Source organism: Rhizobium sp. BT03, assembly GCF_030053155.1.
Lineage (GTDB): Bacteria > Pseudomonadota > Alphaproteobacteria > Rhizobiales > Rhizobiaceae > Rhizobium.
Genome location: NZ_CP125644.1, coordinates 129,084 through 145,524 on the forward strand (window position 1 = coordinate 129,084; position 16,441 = coordinate 145,524).

Sequence of the window (16,441 nt, forward strand, 5' to 3'; positions counted from 1 at the left end):
CGACCAAGTCAGGCAATGCCGCCCAGGCATACATACTTGAGTTCGGTATACTCGTCCAACCCGTGCCTGGAGCCTTCGCGGCCGAGACCCGACATTTTGACACCGCCGAACGGAGCCTCGGCGGTGGAGACCAGACCGGTATTGACGCCGACCATCCCATATTCGAGCGCTTCAGCGACACGGAAGACCCGCGACAGATCGCGCGCGTAAAAATAGGAGGCAAGGCCGAATTCGGTGTCGTTTGCCTGTGCGATGACGTCCTCTTCGTCGCGGAAACGGAAGAGCGGCGCAAGAGGCCCGAAGGTTTCCTCACGGGCGACCTGCATGCCGGCATCGACATCGCGCAGAATGGTCGGTTCGAAGAAAAGCCCGCCGAGTGCGTGGCGTTTGCCGCCTGAAACGATCGCCGCACCCCTTGCGACGGCATCGTCGATATGGGCTTCGACTTTGGCGACGGCGTTGTCGTCGATGAGCGGGCCAAGCACGACATCCCTGTCGAGGCCGTTGCCGACCTTCAGGACCGCAACGGCGGTTGCGAGCTTGGCGGCAAAGGCCTCGTAGACGCCGTCCTGGACATAGAGCCGGTTGGCACAGACGCAGGTCTGGCCATTGTTGCGGAATTTGGCGATGATCGCGCCTTCGACCGCAGCGTCCAGGTCGGCATCGTCGAAGACGATGAAGGGTGCATTGCCGCCAAGCTCGAGCCCGAGCTTTTTGATCGTCGGTGCGCATTGCCGGTAAAGCAGCTCGCCCGTCCGGGTGGAGCCGGTGAAGGTCAGGACCCGGATGTCACGGCTTGCCGTCAGCGTCCCGCCAATAGCGGTAGCGTCACCGGTGACGATGTTGAGCAGGCCAGCCGGCAGGCCGGCGCGCTCGGCGAGAACGGCGATGGCGATTGCCGAGAACGGCGTCTGCGGCGCCGGCTTCAGAACGACGGCGCAGCCGGCGGCCAGTGCGGGGCCGACCTTGCGGGTGATCATCGCATTCGGAAAGTTCCAGGGCGTGATCGCCGCCACCACGCCGGCCGGCTGGCGCAGCACGAGGATGCGCTTGTCCGGTTGATGCCCCGGTATGGTCTCGCCGTTGATGCGTCTTGCCTCTTCGGCAAACCATTCGATGAAGCTCGCGCCATAGGTGATCTCTCCCTTGGCTTCAGCGAGCGGTTTTCCCTGCTCCAGCGTCAGGATCATCGCCAGATCGTCGCGGTTTTCGATCATCAGGCGGTGCCATGCCTTGAGAACGGCAGCGCGTTCGCCGGCGGTCTTCTTCGCCCAAAGCTTCTGGGCGATGACGGCGGCACGGATGGCGTCCTCGGTTTCGGCGGAACCGAGATCGGGGACGGCGCCGAGCGGCTCGCCGGTCGCCGGATTGCGCACCATCGTCGCCTCGCGGCCTTCCGCCTCGATCCAGCGACCGGCGACCGGGCATGCCTGACGGAACAGCGAGGGATCACTGAGTTTCATAGGACGACTTTCAACAGAAGACATGGGCCGCACCCGGATCGAAATCCAGATGCACCGTGTCACCGCGGCTGAGCCCGGTGATCGCCTCATGACCGAACGGCAGGCGAACCGCCAGCGCCTCGCCCTTCGCCGTTTCGGTGGAAACGTGGATATTGTTGCCGAGGAAAGTAATGTCGCTGACGGTGGCGGCGAGCCCCGCGCCCGCCTGGGCGCGCGACAGCCGAATGCGCTCCGGCCTCAGCATCAGGGCTGCTCTCGTGCCGGCGGCCGCTTTTCCATGCACCGGAATGCTGTTGAAGACAGTGCCGCCGCCGAGCGAAATGGTGGCCTGTCCGTCTGATGACGACAGCAGATCACAGGAAATGAAGTCGCTGTCGCCGATGAATTCGGCAACGAAGCGGGTCTTCGGATTGGCGTAGAGTTCGGGGCCTGTACCGATCTGGTCGATGACGCCCTTGGAAAAGACGGCGATCCGATCGGACAGACGCAGCGCCTCTTCCTGGTCGTGGGTGACGTAGAGGATCGTCACTTCGGTCTGCTGATGGATGCGGCGGATCTCGTGCTGGATTTCCTCGCGCAGTTTCTTGTCGAGCGCCGACAGCGGCTCGTCCATCAAAAGCACCGGCGGATCATAGGCGAGAGCCCTGGCAAGGGCGACGCGCTGCTGCTGACCGCCCGACATTTGCGCCGGCTTGCGGTCCTCGAAGCCTTCGAGCCGGACGAGGCGCAGCATCTCCTTCACCTTGCTGTCGATCTCGGCCTTGGACTTGCGCCTGACCTTCAGCGGAAAGGCGATATTCTCGCCGACCGTCAGATGCGGAAACAGGGTGTAGCGCTGGAACACCATGCCGATATTGCGTTTGTGCGACGGCGTCGCGAGCAGGGTCTTGCCCTCCAGCGTAATGTCGCCTTTCGTCGGATTGTCAAATCCGGCCAGGATGTAGAGAGTCGTGCTCTTACCGGATCCCGATGGCCCGAGAAAGGTCAGGAACTCCCCGCGCCGAACGTCGAGGGTCACATCATGCACGGCGACCACAGGGCCGTATTCCTTGCGTATGCCGCGGATCTGAAGGAATGGTTCGTTCATTGTTTCAGTACCTTACGCACGACGGCAACCAGGGCCATCAAGATGATCGTCAAAAGGATGAGAAGGGTCGACGCGGCTGCGACAACAGGCGTCAGGTCTTGCCGCAGCGTCGCCCATACCTTCACGGGCAGCGTCTGCAGGGTCGGGCTGGACATGAAGATCGCCACCACCACCTCGTCCCAGGACGTCAGGAACGAGAAGACGGCCGCCGAAAACAGCCCATGGCTGATCGCGGGAAGCGTGACCCTGATCTTGGCTTCCAGGGGAGTGGCGCCGCAGAGCACCGCCGCATCCTCGATCGACTTGTCGAAACCTTCAAGCGCGCTCGATATCGACAGGATCGAGAAGGGCAGCGCCAGCACCAGATGCGAAATGACAAAGCCCGTCAGGGTGCCGCCAAGGCCGATCCTGAGGAAGAAGGCGTAGAGCGCAACCGCCAGAACCACGACCGGCAGGATCATCGGCGTCAGGAACAGCGCTTTCAGCGCATCGCGGAACATGAACGAACCGCGCACCAGCCCGAAGGACGTCACAAGCCCGAGCAACACCGAGAGGATCGTCACGATGACCGCGATCTTGAAGCTCGTCAAAGCCGATTCCAGCCAGCGCGGGTCGGCGAAGAGCTCGCCGTACCACTGAAACGTCCAGCCTGGGGGCGGAAAGATCAGCCACTGCGAGGAGCCGAAGGACAGCGCCGCGATGAAGACGATCGGCAGCAGCAGGAAGGCTGCGGTCAGAAGCGTTATGCCGAGAAGGATGTATTTCCACCAGCCGAGACGGTCGAAATTGAGCAGCATATCAACGTCCTCCCGGGTTCTGATTGCCGAAGAAACGCAGCTGCACGGCATAAAGCGAGAGCGTCACGACCAGGAGCACCAACGCTGCCGCGCCGCCCATTCCCCAGTTGACCAGCGACTGCACGAACTGCGCGATCAGCTCCGCGAGCATCATGTTGGCGGTGCCGCCGAGAAGCGAGGGCGTGACGAAATAGCCGAGCGACATGACGAAGACCATCAGGGCGCCGGCCGCCATGCCGGGCATCGCCAGCGGCAGCAGGACCCGCGTCAGGCACTGCCAGCGATTGGCGCCGCAAAGGGCGGCCGCCTGCAGGGTCGACGGGTCGATCTTCTTGATCACGCCGTAGAGCGGCAGGATGATGAACGGCAGCATGATATAGGTCATGCCGATCGTCACGCCGGTCAGATTGTTGACGAGCGCCAGCGGCTGGTCGATCAGACCCATCCCCATCAGCATCTTGTTGATGAGCCCGGTGCGCTGCAGGAGCACCATCCAGGCATAGGTGCGGGCCAAGAGGTTGGTCCACATCGACAGGAGCAGGATCGCGAAGATCACCGAGGTCAGCCGGCCGGGCATGATCGCCAGCGCCCAGGCGACGGGAAAGCCGATCGCGAGCGAAATCACCGTGACGAGACCGGAGACGATGAAGGTGTTGGCGAAAATCTTGAGATAGGTCGAAGAGCCGATCAGCTGCGCATAGTTTCCCAGACCCGGCACGGGTTCCAATACGCTTCGCAGCAGCAGGATCGCCACCGGCACGACGAAAAAAATCCCGACGAAGGCAAGAGCCGGAACGACCCCGCTGAAACCTGTTGGCCTGCGTATCTTCGGCAAGGGCGCAACTACGCCGGAGGCATCGCTAAACGTCGACATGACAGTCCTTCCCACCCGTCAATTTCCGCGGGCGCATAGGTGCAACCGATTTCGCACTGGCGCTGCGGGGGCACGGCGCCCTTCGCCGTGCCCGTTGATCTCAAATTTCGGCTTATTTGGCCTGCCAAGCGTACCACTTCTCGCCGATGGCATCGCGATTATCGGCCCAGTAGCCCATATCGGCATTGACCTGGCTTGCGGTCTGCTGGTCCGGCAGGGTCTTGGCCGTTTCCGGGTCCATCAGCTTGGCCGAGTCGACATTGATCGGCGCATATCCGGTGGTCTTTGCCAGGGCGGCCTGCGGTTCGGCCGAGGTCGCCAGTGCAATGAACTTCATCGCAGCTTCGACATTCGGCGAGCCCTTCGGCACGACGAGCGCATCGGCAGCGGTGATGTTCTGTTCCCAGGAGGTTTCCACCTTGATGCCGGTCGCGGCAAGCGCCGTCATGCGGCCGTTCCAGACGCTGCCGAAGGGTGCCTCGGCGGATGCGAGCAGCTGCTGCGACTGGGCGCCGCCTGACCACCAGATGATGTCCGATTTGATCGTATCGAGCTTCTTGAAGGCGCGGTCGAGGTCCAGCGGATAGAGCTTGTCGGCAGGCACGCCGTCGGCGAGCAGCGCGGCTTCGATCACGCCGGGAGCCGACCACTTGTAGAATGTGCGTTTGCCGGGGAACTTCGCGGTGTCGAACAGGTCTGCCCATGTCTTCGGGCAGGCCTTGACGGCGTCGGCATTGCAGCCGATGACGAAGGAATAATAGAAGCTGCCGACCGAATAGTCGGTGACGAAGCGCGGATCGAGCTTGGATTTGTCGATGACGGAGAAGTCGAGCTTTTCGAGCTGGCCGTTCTTGCCGGCTTGGGCGGCATAATCGCCTTCGACGTCGACGACGTCCCACGTGACTTCACCGGCCTCGACCATGGCCTTGAGCTTGCCGTAGTCGGTCGGACCGTCCTGAACGACGGTGATGCCGGTCTTTTCGGTGAACGGGCTTGCCCATGCTGCCTTCTGCGCATCCTGGGTCGTTCCGCCCCAGCTCGAGAAGACCATGTTATCGGCGTGCGCCGGCGCGGAGACCGCCACGAATGCGGCAACCGCCGCGAAAGCAAATGTCGTTTTCATGTTCCCTTATCCCTGTTCTGGTTTGTCCTACGGGTATTCCTTATGTCGTCAGTGCGCCTCGCTCCGGGGAGAAAAGCTTGCCGGCTTCATAATCTTGTTTTCCGCCACCTCGATGAGGTCGCGAATCTTGGGCAGGAAGGCCTGCCACCGGGGATCGGCCATCAGCCGCTGGCGTCTCGCCTCCCTGTCATCCAGGCTGGTAAAGGCCCAGATGTGGACGATCTCGTTGATGGTGCCGATCTCCGAGAAGAAATAGCCGACGAGCGTGCCGAGGTGGCTCTTCTGGATCTCGATGCCCTCTTCCTCGACGACCTTGAGATATTGCGGGATCGTTCCGTTCTTCAGCCGGTAGGTGCGGATTTCGTAAAACATCGGCGTCACCTCATCACGAAAGGATCGGGGATCGGATCATCCGAGGTCCGCAGCCAGATCGTCTTGGTGCGGGTGTAATCGAGCGCCGCGGCCATGCCGCCCTCCCTGCCGTGGCCCGACAGGCCGAAGCCGCCGAAGGGCGCGATCGGCGATACGGCGCGGTAGGTGTTGACCCAGACGATGCCGGCGCGGATGCCCTTCATCAGCCGGTGCGCGCGGGTGAGGTTCTGCGTGAAGATGCCGGAGGCCAGGCCATAACGGGTGTCGTTGGCAAGCCGCAGCGCCTCGGCCTCCGTCTCGAAGGAGACGACGGAAAGGACCGGCCCGAAGAATTCCTCGACCAGCGAGGGTGACGCGACATCGTCACAATCGAGGATCGTCGGCGGGAAATAATAGCCTTCGCCATCGATCTTGCGTCCGCCGGTGACGAGGCGGGCGCCGCTTTCGATCGATCTCTCGACGAGGGCGCCGATATTGTCCTGCTGGCGCTTGGTGGCAAGCGGGCCGACTTCGGTCGCCATATCGAGCGGCGCGCCGATGCGGATCGCCTGCGCCTTCTCACGCAGCAGCGCAACGAACCTGTCCTTGACGCTGCGTTCGACGATCAGGCGCGAGCCGGCGACGCAGCTCTGCCCGGTCGCCGCGAAAATGCCCGCGACCTGGGCGTTGGCGGCGCTTTCGAGGTCGGCGTCGGCAAAGACGATGAAGGGCGACTTGCCGCCGAGTTCGAGCGATGTCGAAGCGAGGTTTTCGGCCGAGTTGCGCACGACGTGCCGGGCGGTCTCGGGACCGCCGGTGAAGGCGACGTGGGCGACCTTCGGATGACGGCCGAGTGCCGCGCCGCAGGAGGCGCCGAAACCGGTGATGATGTTGACGACGCCGGCGGGAAAGCCAGCTTCGTGCACGAGACGCGCGAATTCGAGAAGCGGCGCCGGTCCGTCTTCCGAGGCCTTGACAACCATGGTGCAGCCGGCGGCGAGCGCCGGGCCGATCTTGACCGCCGACAGGAAGAGCTGGCTGTTCCACGGCACGACCATCGCGACGACGCCGATCGGCTCGCGGCGAAGCCAGACATCCATGTCGGGCTTGTCGATCGGCAGGTAAGAGCCTTCGATCTTGTCAGCGATACCGGCATAGTAGCGATAATATTCGGCGACATAGGCGATCTGCGCTGAGGTTTCGCGGATGATCTTGCCGGTGTCGCGCGTCTCCAGTTCCGCCAGGACTGGGGCGTTGGCGGCAACCAGATCGGCGAGCTTGTAAAGCAGCTTGCCGCGTTGGGTGGCAGTCATCTTCGCCCACGGGCCCTCATAAAGCGCCCTTTCGGCAGCGTCGACAGCCCGATCGACATCACTCTCGCGCGCTTCGGGCATCTCTGCCCAGACCGCGCCGGTCGCCGGATCGATGCTCGGATAGGAAGCCTCGCCATCCGAGAATTCGCCGTCGATATAGTGCTGGAAACGCCGCATGGTCCTACTCCTGAAATGCCGGCATGACCTCGGCGATGAAGCGCTCGAGCGACGCCTTCTTGCGCTCGAAACTCATGCCGGTGTCGATCCAGAAGGAATATTCGTCGTAGCCGAGGGCCTCATAGGCCTTGAGCCGGTCGATGACGGTCCGGGCATCTCCAACGACATTGTTGGTGCGCATGACCTGATCCGACAGCATCGCATTCGCGCGGATCTGCTCGTCGGGAATCCGCTCGATCAGACCTTGGGTGATCGGCTTCTCATTCTTGAACCAGGCGAAGAAGTAGTTGTAGTAGACGCTGAGTTCATGGGCCGCCTGGGCGACGTCTTCTTCCGACGAGCCGACATAGGTATGGCGCAGCAGCATGATCTTCGGCCGCTCGATATCGGGATTCTTGGCGCAGGCGTCGTTGAAGCGGTCCATCAGCGACTGGACCTCATCATCGCCCTGCCAGAGCGGCGTCACCTGAACATTGCAGCCATTGGCAACGGCAAATTCATGCGAGTTCGGATCGCGCGCGGCGACCCAGATCGGCGGGTTCGGCTGCTGCAGCGGCTTCGGCGCCGAGGTGGTCGCGGGAAACTTGAAGAACTCGCCGTCATGGGCGTAGTCGCCGTTCCAGATGCCCTTGACCGCCGGGATGAGCTCGCGCATGCGCTGGCCGGCGCCCCAGGCGTCGAGGCCGGGCAGCAGGCGCTCGTATTCGAAGGAATAGGCGCCGCGGGCAATGCCGATGTCGAGCCTTCCGTCGCAGATGATGTCGGTCATCGCCGCTTCGCCGGCAAGCTTGATCGGATGCCAGAAGGGAGCGATCACCGTCCCCGTCCCGAGCCTTGCCCGCGATGTGCGGCGCGCCAGATCGGCAATGGTCACGAAGGGGTTGGGGGCAATGGTGAAATCCATGCCGTGATGCTCGCCCGTCCAGATCGCATGCATGCCGCCCTTGTCGGCGATCTCGCAGAGCGCGACGAATTCCTCATAGAGGCTCTTATGGCTCTGGCCTGCGTCGAGCCGTTCCATATGGACGAAGAGGGAGAACTTCATGCTTTTGCGCCCTTGGCTGGAATGGGATGAATTTTGCCGCCGGTCTCGTCACCGAAATAGACGCCGAAATTGCCGATCGAGCTTTCCATCGCGAAGCGGTTGACGATGTCGGCGGTCGAACTGGTCTTGAACTTTGCCGCGGCCAGGGCGTCGGGCTTTACGAACCAGCCGCCGGCAGGCTCACCGTCCCCGGCAACGGCGTGATAGACGATGTGCTGCTTGCCATCGCTCTTGCCCTCATAGACCGAATAGAGGAAGCCGATGCTGACCGTCAGCCCGGTGAGCGTCTCCAGATATTTTTGCAGCGCTTCGGTCGGGTTGCCGTCATGGGCGTCGATGCTCGGCAGGGAAAGCACATCCTCGCCCAGCAGCAGAACCTCGCCGCGGCGTTCGACGACGGCCGCAAGCTCGATATTGCCTTCGGCCGCGGCGGAAACCGCCTTGCTTGCAAGCGTCGGCGTGAAATAGCCGCCGCGCGCATAACCGAGACCATTGCGGCCGCTATTATCGAAGGATTCGATGCGGCCCATCAGGATGACATGGTCGCCGGCCTCGACGACCTGTTCCATGGCGCATTCGAACCAGGCGGCCACGTTCGAGAAGATCGGGCAGCCGGCCGATCCCTTGGCCCATTCGACCGCCGCAAACCTGTCTTCGACCGGCCGCGCAAACGTGTTCGACACGTCCTTCTGCGTTTCCGACAGCACGTTGATCGCGAAATGCGGCGTACCGGTCATGGTGGCGAAGTTGCGCGACGTCTTGGCAAGGCAAACGAGGAGCAAGGGTGGATTGAGCGAGACCGATGTGAAGGAATTCGCGGTGAAGCCGATCGGATTTCCTTCCCCGTCGCAGGCGGTGACAACGGTCACGCCGGTCGGAAAAGCTCCGAATGCATCTCGCAATGCTCTTGGATCGACAGTCTGGATTGTCATCGTTCATCCTCCCCGAACGACAGCCACTCGGCGAGCAGCGAATTGACGATATCAGGCGCGGTCAGGTTCACCATGTGACGATGGCCTTCGACGATGCGGACCCAGCCCTTGGGCGCAAGCGCCGCCATCTGCTCCGCCATCAGGGGCGTGGAATTCGGATCATCGGACCCCGTCAGGAACAGGGCCGGACCAGCCACGTCTTTCCAGCGATCGGCATAGGTCTCGTCTCCACCGGCAAAGGCGGCGTAAGCGACCGCATAGCCTTCCGGATCGACGAGGCTCAGCCATTTCCGTGTCAGTTCCCGCGCAACGACGCTATCGGAATCATCGCCGAACCAGCGCGCCAGGGGACCTTCCTTGTCCACGCCCGTCACCGGGATGGCCGCGGCCCGTGCGAGCACGGCAGCCTTTGCATCAGGGTCACGCCTGTAGACGCCGTTGAGGTAGGCGACACGGCTGATCCGTTCGCCGAACGTTGCCGCCGCTCCTCCCGATACCAGCGCACCCATGGAGTGGCCGGCAACATTGACAGTCTCGATCGCCATCTCGTCGAGAAAGCGCCCGAACCAGGCGACGAACTCCTCGAGGCGGCTGCCCGCCGGCAGTTTTGCGCTCTCGCCATGTCCCGGCATGTCGACGGCGATGACGCGGTGGCCGGCCGACAGAAAGGCGATCTGCGGCGCCCAGGCCTCGAGCCGCATGCCGACGCCGTGAATGAGAACCAGCGGCTCGCCGCTGCCGGCCTCGTGATAGGCCGTTCCGCTTGCCGTCTTCCTTCGGGGCAAGCCACCGGCGGCGCTCTTTGCTGCAGCGGCGCCCGAGATCGATCCAGCTGTCAGCATCTCAGCGCCCACCCTTTCAAACGCCCGCAGGATTGGCGACGTCCTGCCCAAGATCTTTCAGATCCTGATAGCGGTCGCCGATGCGGTGATGAGGACGCCCTCCCACCGAAGCGCCAAGAGCCACGACGATCTCGTCGGCGGCAGGCGCGTCGGGGATCGAGGTCTGGATGGTCAGGTAGTGCGAACGGCGGCCTTCGTCGTTCTTGTCCATCAGCGGGATCATGATTGGCGCATTGGCGGGGCCGCGGGTGTTGCAGAAGGCAAGATAGGACTTGGCGCCGACGGCATGGCGATAAAAATTGCCGAAGCGCAGCGTGTGAATGAGCGCCGACGCATGCTCGATCTCGCCGTCCAGGCCGACGACGGCAGCCTTGCCATAGGCTTCGACGGCATCGCCGGAACCGACCGCATCGATGATCATCTTGGTCAGCAGCTCACCGAGAACCGGAGCGCCCGCATGAATTTCCGGCTTGAGATCTTCGACGAAGCCGCGGCCCGCCCATGGGTTCTTCACGACCGCGAAAGCGGTAAACAGTTTCAGCGGCACCGCCGCGGCCTTACCGCCTTCGATCAGCGTCGTTTCGATCTGCAGTCCCGTCTTGCGAATTTGAATGGCCATGGAACACCCTCACCTCTCTATTCTGTATTATGGTATACCATAATATATAGGTGTCAAGTTGGTTTCTGCGAACACGCAGTTGAAGGTCTTGGTGTCTCCGAATTCGGCGCGTGTACGCTCCCGAATGGCCCGGAAGCGTTTCTTCATTCAGTTCGTTGTCAGGAGCCGGACGGCGTGACGCCCGCCCACAGCGACGCGACATGTCAGGAGGTCAAAATTATCCGAGTCCATATGATACCGCCATATATATTATTGATTATGGCATACCATCACATCGAGCAAAGTTGAGTGTCAAGCTTGGAGTTTGGATTCGTCTCGTTGGCCCTGAACATTGAAGGGGCACAGATATACGGCAGCAGACAGTTTGCTGCTGTTCCGGAGAGGAGCTGTTCTCAGGTTTGGATATGCAGCAACGGGTTCGGTTGCCGGTCAACGAACTCTTTCTTGATATGCTCAAGAGTGGCCCGCTGTCCGGCAAACGGCAGCAAGGCGACCGCCTGATCTAAAGATAGCCAGCGGAAATCATCGTGTTCGTCGTTGAGCCGTAATGTTCAGGGAATCGTCCGCGGAGCGCGATTGCGAATACCGGACAGGCATCGACAACTATCGATGCGGCAGACGGCATTGCTACCGTCGTCTGCGAAGACCGCAGCGATCGACGCCCTGACTATTCGGCTGGCTTCTGGGCGGACAGCACCGCCTCGGCAATGGCACTCGCCGCCGCGACGTGATCCATCGCCGCCCGTTGGGCGCCCTCGCCGTCGCCGCGGCGGATGGCGTCGATGATCTTCGACATCTGCAGCGGCCCCTCGGTGCCGCGCCCTTCCGTCTTGATCGTCATCGAGCGCAGATGGTTGATGCGCACGGTGAGGAGGTTGACGACGCCCCAGGCGACATGCCGGTCGACCATGGTGAACAGCGTTTGATAGAAGGAAGAGGTATTGGCCAGAACGCCGGCCATATCGCTGTCGCGATAGCTGTTGCGGATGGCGGTCAGGGATTCCTCGAGCGCGGCGACGATCTCGGGGCTGCCGCGCTCCGCGCAGAGCCGTGCCGCCATGCCTTCGAGCGCACCGCGGATCTCATAGATCTGTTTGGCTTCCTCGATATCCAGCAGGGCGACGATCGGTCCCTTGTTCGGCAGATTGGCGACGAGCCCTTCCGATTCCAGATGTCTCAGAACCTCGCGCACCACCGTCCGGCTGACGCCGAGCTGGGCACAGAGGTCGCGCTCGACAAGCCGGTCTCCCGGACGGAAGTATCCATTGACGATGGCCTCGCGGACCTTGTCGAGCGCCAATTCCCGCAATGTCTTTGCAGGACGCTCTACCCTGATTGCTGCGTCCTTCAGAGCACCGCTCATGCTGTACCTCAGTGTTGGATTGACTTCGCGGGCTCAAGTTCGCCGCGGCAGCCGAATTCGGGAATCGTATTATGGCCTACCAAATACTGTAGCTGTCGGCGGCCGGCAATTCAACAGCACCGTAGAGATCCGAGATTGCCAGCTTATGCGTCGGACTTCAGCCCCGCCCTGACGATCTCTTCGGCCACGGCCTTCGCCTGCAGCCGGATGTCGGGGACGGCGGTGATCTCCCAGAATTGCCCCGCCGTCAAGGCGCCGACGGCAAACAGCCGGACGGGCGAGCTCCGGGATGGGGCCGTCACCTCGGAAGCCGCATCCACCTGAATGCCGAGGCCAAGCGGATCGGGGACGATCAGCTGAAACCGGCTCATTTCCTTCAACAGCGGTGAATGGCTGATCCCGGCGCGCTCCATACCGGTGCAATTGACCAGCCAGTCCGCCTCGATCTCGGCGATCTCACGCTTGGCTCTGACCCTGTATCCGGCGACGAGCCCGCCTTCCCTGACCTCGAGCGATTTCAGGAAGCCCGCGTGAAAGCGAACGGTTCCGTCTAAGACCAGTTTCTCGAAGCCGGCGAACACGTCGGGCGCGACCCGGTGGCGGTGGATATTCCACCAGGGAAGCGCATGCCGCAGGAAACGCGCCCGCTCCTCGTTCGAAAGCCGTTGCCAGAGAGCCTGCGTGACCGGCCTTAGGCCGTCCATCACGCTCCGCCAGTCGGCGACCGATCTGCTCTTTTCCCGCAAGGTCTTCAAGATCCCGCTGATCGTGCCGGGAAGTGTGTGAACGTCGATCGGCAGCGGCGCCGGCGGCGTCTTCGCATGGCCGAGCGGCGCCAGGCCGCGCCGCGAAAGCACGTCGATCCTCCCTCTATGGCCGTGGGCGCGAAGTGCCAGAACCTGATCGATCATCGTCAGGCCGGAGCCGAGAATACAGACCGCATCGGACGGCGCGACACGCCTCAGCCAGGAGAGCCGCCACGGGTTCTCGACGATCCGCGATCGCAAAAAGGGCGGGAGGCCGGCCGGATCGACGCGTAGGTTCGCGTTGCCGACGCCAAGACAGAGCACCACATTCTTCCCGGCGATCTCGTCGCCATTGCCGAGGTGGAAGGCGAGCGTGCTGGTGTAACGCTCCACACAACCCGCCGCCTTGGCCTTGATGAAATCGACCCGGCAGCGGCCATCCCGCTTCCGAAGCAGCCGCGCAAGCGTATCCCTGACATAAAGACCGTAATCGCTGCGCGAGGCGAAATCGCCCGCCTGCAACTGACGCCCATGGCTTTTCAGCCAGTCGACGAAGTCGTCGGGATGATGGGGCAGCAGGCTCATGCGGCCGGCGGGAACGTTGAGGCGATGGAGATAGAGCTCTGTCCGGTATGCCGTCCCGCGTCCGAAACCGGGATCGTCGCCGACGACGGCGATCTTCGCCGAAGCGGGAAGCTGCTCGATGAGATTGCAGGTCACAGCGATCGCTGAAAAACCGGAACCGACGACGATCACATCGTATATCAACGCACTCTCCCTGAAGCCCCGTAACGCCGGTTCTTGTCGCTCACCCGCCCCAGAATCACCCAAGCGGCAGAATCACGAAAACAATTATCTCTATAGTCTATAAATATAGTTTGTTATTCCTCCCGCCAGCCCCTTCTCGACGATTACCCTTTGAAAGTGAGATCAAGGGGGCCGGGTGGCCCTGGAAACAAAGGGGCTCAAGATGAATTTCAAAAAATTGGTTGCCGCAATCACTATCGGCGTCGGCATGCTCGCAACGGCTGTTGTCGCCGAGGCGGCGGACAAGAAGGTCGTCGTCGGCTATCAAACCGATGCCTTGCCGTCGTCTGTGGCGATCGCCAACGGCGAATTCGCCAAGGAGACGGGATATGAGATCGACTTCCGCAGGTTCAATTCCGGCGCCGAAATCTTTGCCGCCATTGCCTCGGGCGACGTTCAGGTCGGCTATGTCGGCTCCAGCCCGTTTGCAGCTGCGGTATCGCGCGGGCTCGAGGTCAAGGCCTTCTACCTCGCCTCCATCTCGGGCATCGACGAGGCCCTGGTGGTCCGCAACGGCTCGGGCATCGAAAGCCTGAACGATCTGAAGGGCAAGAAGCTTGCCGCTGCGCCCGTCTCCACGGATCACTATCAGCTTCTGGCGCTAATCAAATCGCTGGGGCTGACCGAGAAGGACGTCCAGGTCTTCGCAATCCCGCAGCCGGAGATCGTTGCGAGTTATAACCGCGGCGATATCGACGGCGGCTTCGTCTGGGATCCGGCGCTCACCGAACTCAAGAAGAACGGAAAGGTTCTGGTGACCTCCAAGGACGTCGCGGACAAGGGTGCGCCGACATTCTCCGCCTGGGTTGCCACCTCGACGTTCTCGACCGACAACCCGAAATTCCTGAAGGGCTTCGCCTCGGTCATCAACAAATACTACGCCTCCTTCGCATCGGATAAGGCCGCCTGGGGGCCCGACAGCGACAACGCCAAGTCGCTCGCCAAGCTTCTCGGCGGAACGGCCGAGCAGCAGGCCGCGGCCCTGAAGAACCTGACGCTGCTCGCCCCCGAGGTCCAGGCATCGGACGCCTGGCTCGGCGGCGGTGAAAAGGCGGGTGCTGCCAAGATCCTCAAGGATACGGCCTCGTTCCTGAAAGAACAGGGCAAGGTGTCCGACGTGCTGGCAAATTACGGCGCCTTTGTCACCGCAGACGCGCTTACCAGCGTCAGCAACTGATCCTCCCCGATGCCGGCGCGGCTTTCGTCGCGCCGGCATCGAACTTGCGAGCGCACCATGCTTAAAGTCGATCACGCCAGCGTTTTCTTTGCAGCCCGGGACGGGCGGACCGTCCACGCGCTCGATCGCGTTTCCTTCGATATCCCCGAAAAGGGTTTCGTCGTCGCGCTCGGCGCCTCGGGATGCGGCAAATCAACCCTTCTCAACGCGATTGCCGGTTTCCTTCCACTGTCGGATGGCCGGATCACGCTTGATGGCCGCGCGGTCGAACGGCCGGGCGCCGATCGCGGCGTCGTCTTTCAGAAAGATTCGCTGCTGCCCTGGAAATCGGTGACCGACAATGTCGCTCTCGGCCTGAAATTTGCCGGCGTCAACCGCAAGGAGCGGCAAGCGCGCGCGCACGAACTGCTCCGGCTCGTCGGCCTTGACGAATTCGCCAATGCCTTTCCCTACGAGCTGTCGGGCGGCATGCGCCAGCGCGTCGGCATCGCCCGGGCTCTCGCGGCCAATCCTGATATCCTGCTCATGGACGAGCCGTTCGGCGCGCTCGACAGCCTGACACGCGAGCAGATGCAGGAACTGCTGGTTTCGGTCTGGAACAAGACGGCAAAGAAGATTTTCTTCATCACCCATTCGATCGAAGAGGCGCTGTTTCTCGGCACCCAGGTTCTGGTCATGTCGCCTCGGCCGGGGCGCGTCGTCGCCCGCTTCGATCTCGATTTCATCAACCGCTTCGCCGAAACCGGCGACGCACGATCGATCAAGGCGTCGCCGCAATTTGCCGGGCTGCGCGAGGAGATCCGCGCCATTCTCCATAGCAGCGACGATTTGAGGAGTGCGGCATGAGCGATATCGTCCAGTCTGCGCCGATTGCGGCGCATAGAGAGGACCGTCAGGTCAAGCTGGTGAAGATGGCAAGCTTCGGCGCCGGCGAGAAATCCACGGTGGCGATCAGCGTTGCCACCGCCCTGGCGGTCCTGCTGCTGTGGTGGCTCGTCTCCGCGCTCGGCCTCGTGCCGCATCTTTTCCTGCCGCGTCCGGACGAGGTGCTGAGGCAGATCGGCCTCGTCTATCGCGACGGTTATGCCGGCGCATCGCTTTCCGAACATATCCTTGCGAGCCTGTTCCGCATCGTCGTCGCAGCGCTGATCGCCATCTCCGCCGGCATTCCGCTCGGACTGCTCATGGGCCTGAACCGCTGGGCCAAAGGAGTGCTCGATGCGCCGATCGAGTTCTACTGGCCGCTTCCGCCGCTCTCCTACCTGCCGCTGATGATCATCTGGCTCGGGATCGGAGAAACGTCGAAGATCACGCTGCTGGTGCTGGCAATGTTCGCGCCGATCTGCCTCTCTGCCCAGGCAGGCGTTCGTTCGCTGCCGATCGAGCGCGTCAATGCCGCCCGTTCGCTGGGTGCGAGCCGGCTGCAGCTGTTCATCGATATCGTCCTGCCCTCCGCCCTGCCTGAGATTCTCACCGGCATCCGCATTGCCCTTGGCGTCGGCTGGGGCACGCTGGTCGCGGCCGAATTGATCGCCTCGACGCGCGGGATCGGCTTCATGATCATGTCGGCATCGCAATTCCTGGCAACCGACGTCGTCTTCGTCGGCATCGGCATCATCGCCATTTGCGCCTTCACCTTTTCGGCCGCCATCCGTTTCCTGGAGGCTTACCTTGTGCCCTGGAAAGGCAAGCTCTGAGGGAATGAGCCAGTGCAAAACGTCAAAG

16 protein-coding genes are annotated in these 16,441 nt (G+C 62.4%); 3 read left to right on the plus strand and 13 right to left on the minus strand.

Annotation, left to right across the window (positions count from 1 at the left end; genetic code table 11):
- Positions 1-8: 8 nt before the first annotated feature.
- The 13 genes from QMO80_RS30115 to QMO80_RS30175 all read right to left on the minus strand — a co-directional run bounded on the left by QMO80_RS30115 (position 9) and on the right by QMO80_RS30175 (position 13,500).
- Complete coding sequence (locus tag QMO80_RS30115) at positions 9-1,463, minus strand: NAD-dependent succinate-semialdehyde dehydrogenase (protein ID WP_283201503.1); 1,455 nt, start codon at positions 1,461-1,463, stop codon at positions 9-11.
- Between the two features lie 10 nt (positions 1,464-1,473).
- Entirely contained in the window at positions 1,474-2,550 is a 1,077-nt protein-coding gene (locus QMO80_RS30120) for an ABC transporter ATP-binding protein (protein WP_283201504.1), read from the minus strand.
- Complete coding sequence (locus tag QMO80_RS30125) at positions 2,547-3,347, minus strand: ABC transporter permease (RefSeq protein WP_283201505.1); 801 nt, start codon at positions 3,345-3,347, stop codon at positions 2,547-2,549. Before QMO80_RS30125 ends, QMO80_RS30120 begins: the two co-directional genes overlap by 4 nt.
- 1 nt (position 3,348) lies before the next feature.
- On the minus strand, positions 3,349-4,221 hold the full coding sequence (locus tag QMO80_RS30130; RefSeq protein ID WP_283201506.1) for an ABC transporter permease: 873 nt from the start codon (positions 4,219-4,221) through the stop codon (positions 3,349-3,351).
- 112 nt (positions 4,222-4,333) lie between these two features.
- Entirely contained in the window at positions 4,334-5,344 is a 1,011-nt protein-coding gene (locus QMO80_RS30135) for an ABC transporter substrate-binding protein (protein ID WP_283201507.1), read from the minus strand.
- Between the two features lie 48 nt (positions 5,345-5,392).
- A complete protein-coding gene (locus tag QMO80_RS30140; RefSeq protein WP_283201508.1) occupies positions 5,393-5,716 on the minus strand; it encodes an NIPSNAP family protein in 324 nt (107 codons plus the stop codon).
- Positions 5,717-5,721: 5 nt separating this feature from the next.
- Complete coding sequence (locus QMO80_RS30145; RefSeq protein ID WP_283201509.1) at positions 5,722-7,185, minus strand: aldehyde dehydrogenase; 1,464 nt, start codon at positions 7,183-7,185, stop codon at positions 5,722-5,724.
- A 4-nt stretch (positions 7,186-7,189) separates the two neighbouring features.
- Positions 7,190-8,230 carry an LLM class flavin-dependent oxidoreductase gene (locus QMO80_RS30150; protein WP_283201510.1) on the minus strand — a complete coding sequence of 347 codons (1,041 nt, stop codon included), beginning with the start codon at positions 8,228-8,230 and terminating at the stop codon, positions 7,190-7,192.
- The gene (locus QMO80_RS30155; RefSeq protein WP_283201511.1) at positions 8,227-9,162 is read right to left on the minus strand and encodes a flavin reductase family protein; all 936 of its coding nucleotides are present in this window, start codon (positions 9,160-9,162) and stop codon (positions 8,227-8,229) included. Before QMO80_RS30155 ends, QMO80_RS30150 begins: the two co-directional genes overlap by 4 nt.
- Positions 9,159-10,004: an alpha/beta fold hydrolase gene (locus tag QMO80_RS30160; protein ID WP_283201512.1), complete on the minus strand. Its 846-nt coding sequence runs from the start codon at positions 10,002-10,004 to the stop codon at positions 9,159-9,161. The genes QMO80_RS30155 and QMO80_RS30160 overlap by 4 nt, the downstream gene beginning before the upstream one ends.
- A gap of 16 nt (positions 10,005-10,020) precedes the next feature.
- Positions 10,021-10,623, minus strand: a complete 603-nt coding sequence (locus QMO80_RS30165) for an amino acid synthesis family protein (protein ID WP_097666523.1) — start codon at positions 10,621-10,623, stop codon at positions 10,021-10,023.
- Between the two features lie 667 nt (positions 10,624-11,290).
- A complete protein-coding gene (locus QMO80_RS30170; RefSeq protein WP_283201513.1) occupies positions 11,291-11,986 on the minus strand; it encodes a GntR family transcriptional regulator in 696 nt (231 codons plus the stop codon).
- Positions 11,987-12,129: 143 nt separating this feature from the next.
- Positions 12,130-13,500: an FAD/NAD(P)-binding protein gene (locus QMO80_RS30175; protein WP_283201514.1), complete on the minus strand. Its 1,371-nt coding sequence runs from the start codon at positions 13,498-13,500 to the stop codon at positions 12,130-12,132.
- Positions 13,501-13,702: 202 nt separating this feature from the next.
- On the opposite strand from QMO80_RS30175, the gene tauA reads away from it, so the two are divergent.
- From tauA to QMO80_RS30190, 3 genes are read left to right on the plus strand one after another with little or no spacing between them, the layout of a single operon-like run.
- Positions 13,703-14,716 carry a taurine ABC transporter substrate-binding protein gene (tauA, locus tag QMO80_RS30180; RefSeq protein WP_283201515.1) on the plus strand — a complete coding sequence of 338 codons (1,014 nt, stop codon included), beginning with the start codon at positions 13,703-13,705 and terminating at the stop codon, positions 14,714-14,716.
- A 57-nt stretch (positions 14,717-14,773) separates the two neighbouring features.
- Positions 14,774-15,562 carry a taurine ABC transporter ATP-binding protein gene (locus QMO80_RS30185; RefSeq protein ID WP_283201516.1) on the plus strand — a complete coding sequence of 263 codons (789 nt, stop codon included), beginning with the start codon at positions 14,774-14,776 and terminating at the stop codon, positions 15,560-15,562.
- Complete coding sequence (locus QMO80_RS30190; RefSeq protein WP_283201517.1) at positions 15,559-16,413, plus strand: ABC transporter permease subunit; 855 nt, start codon at positions 15,559-15,561, stop codon at positions 16,411-16,413. The genes QMO80_RS30185 and QMO80_RS30190 overlap by 4 nt, the downstream gene beginning before the upstream one ends.
- Positions 16,414-16,441: the final 28 nt, after the last annotated feature.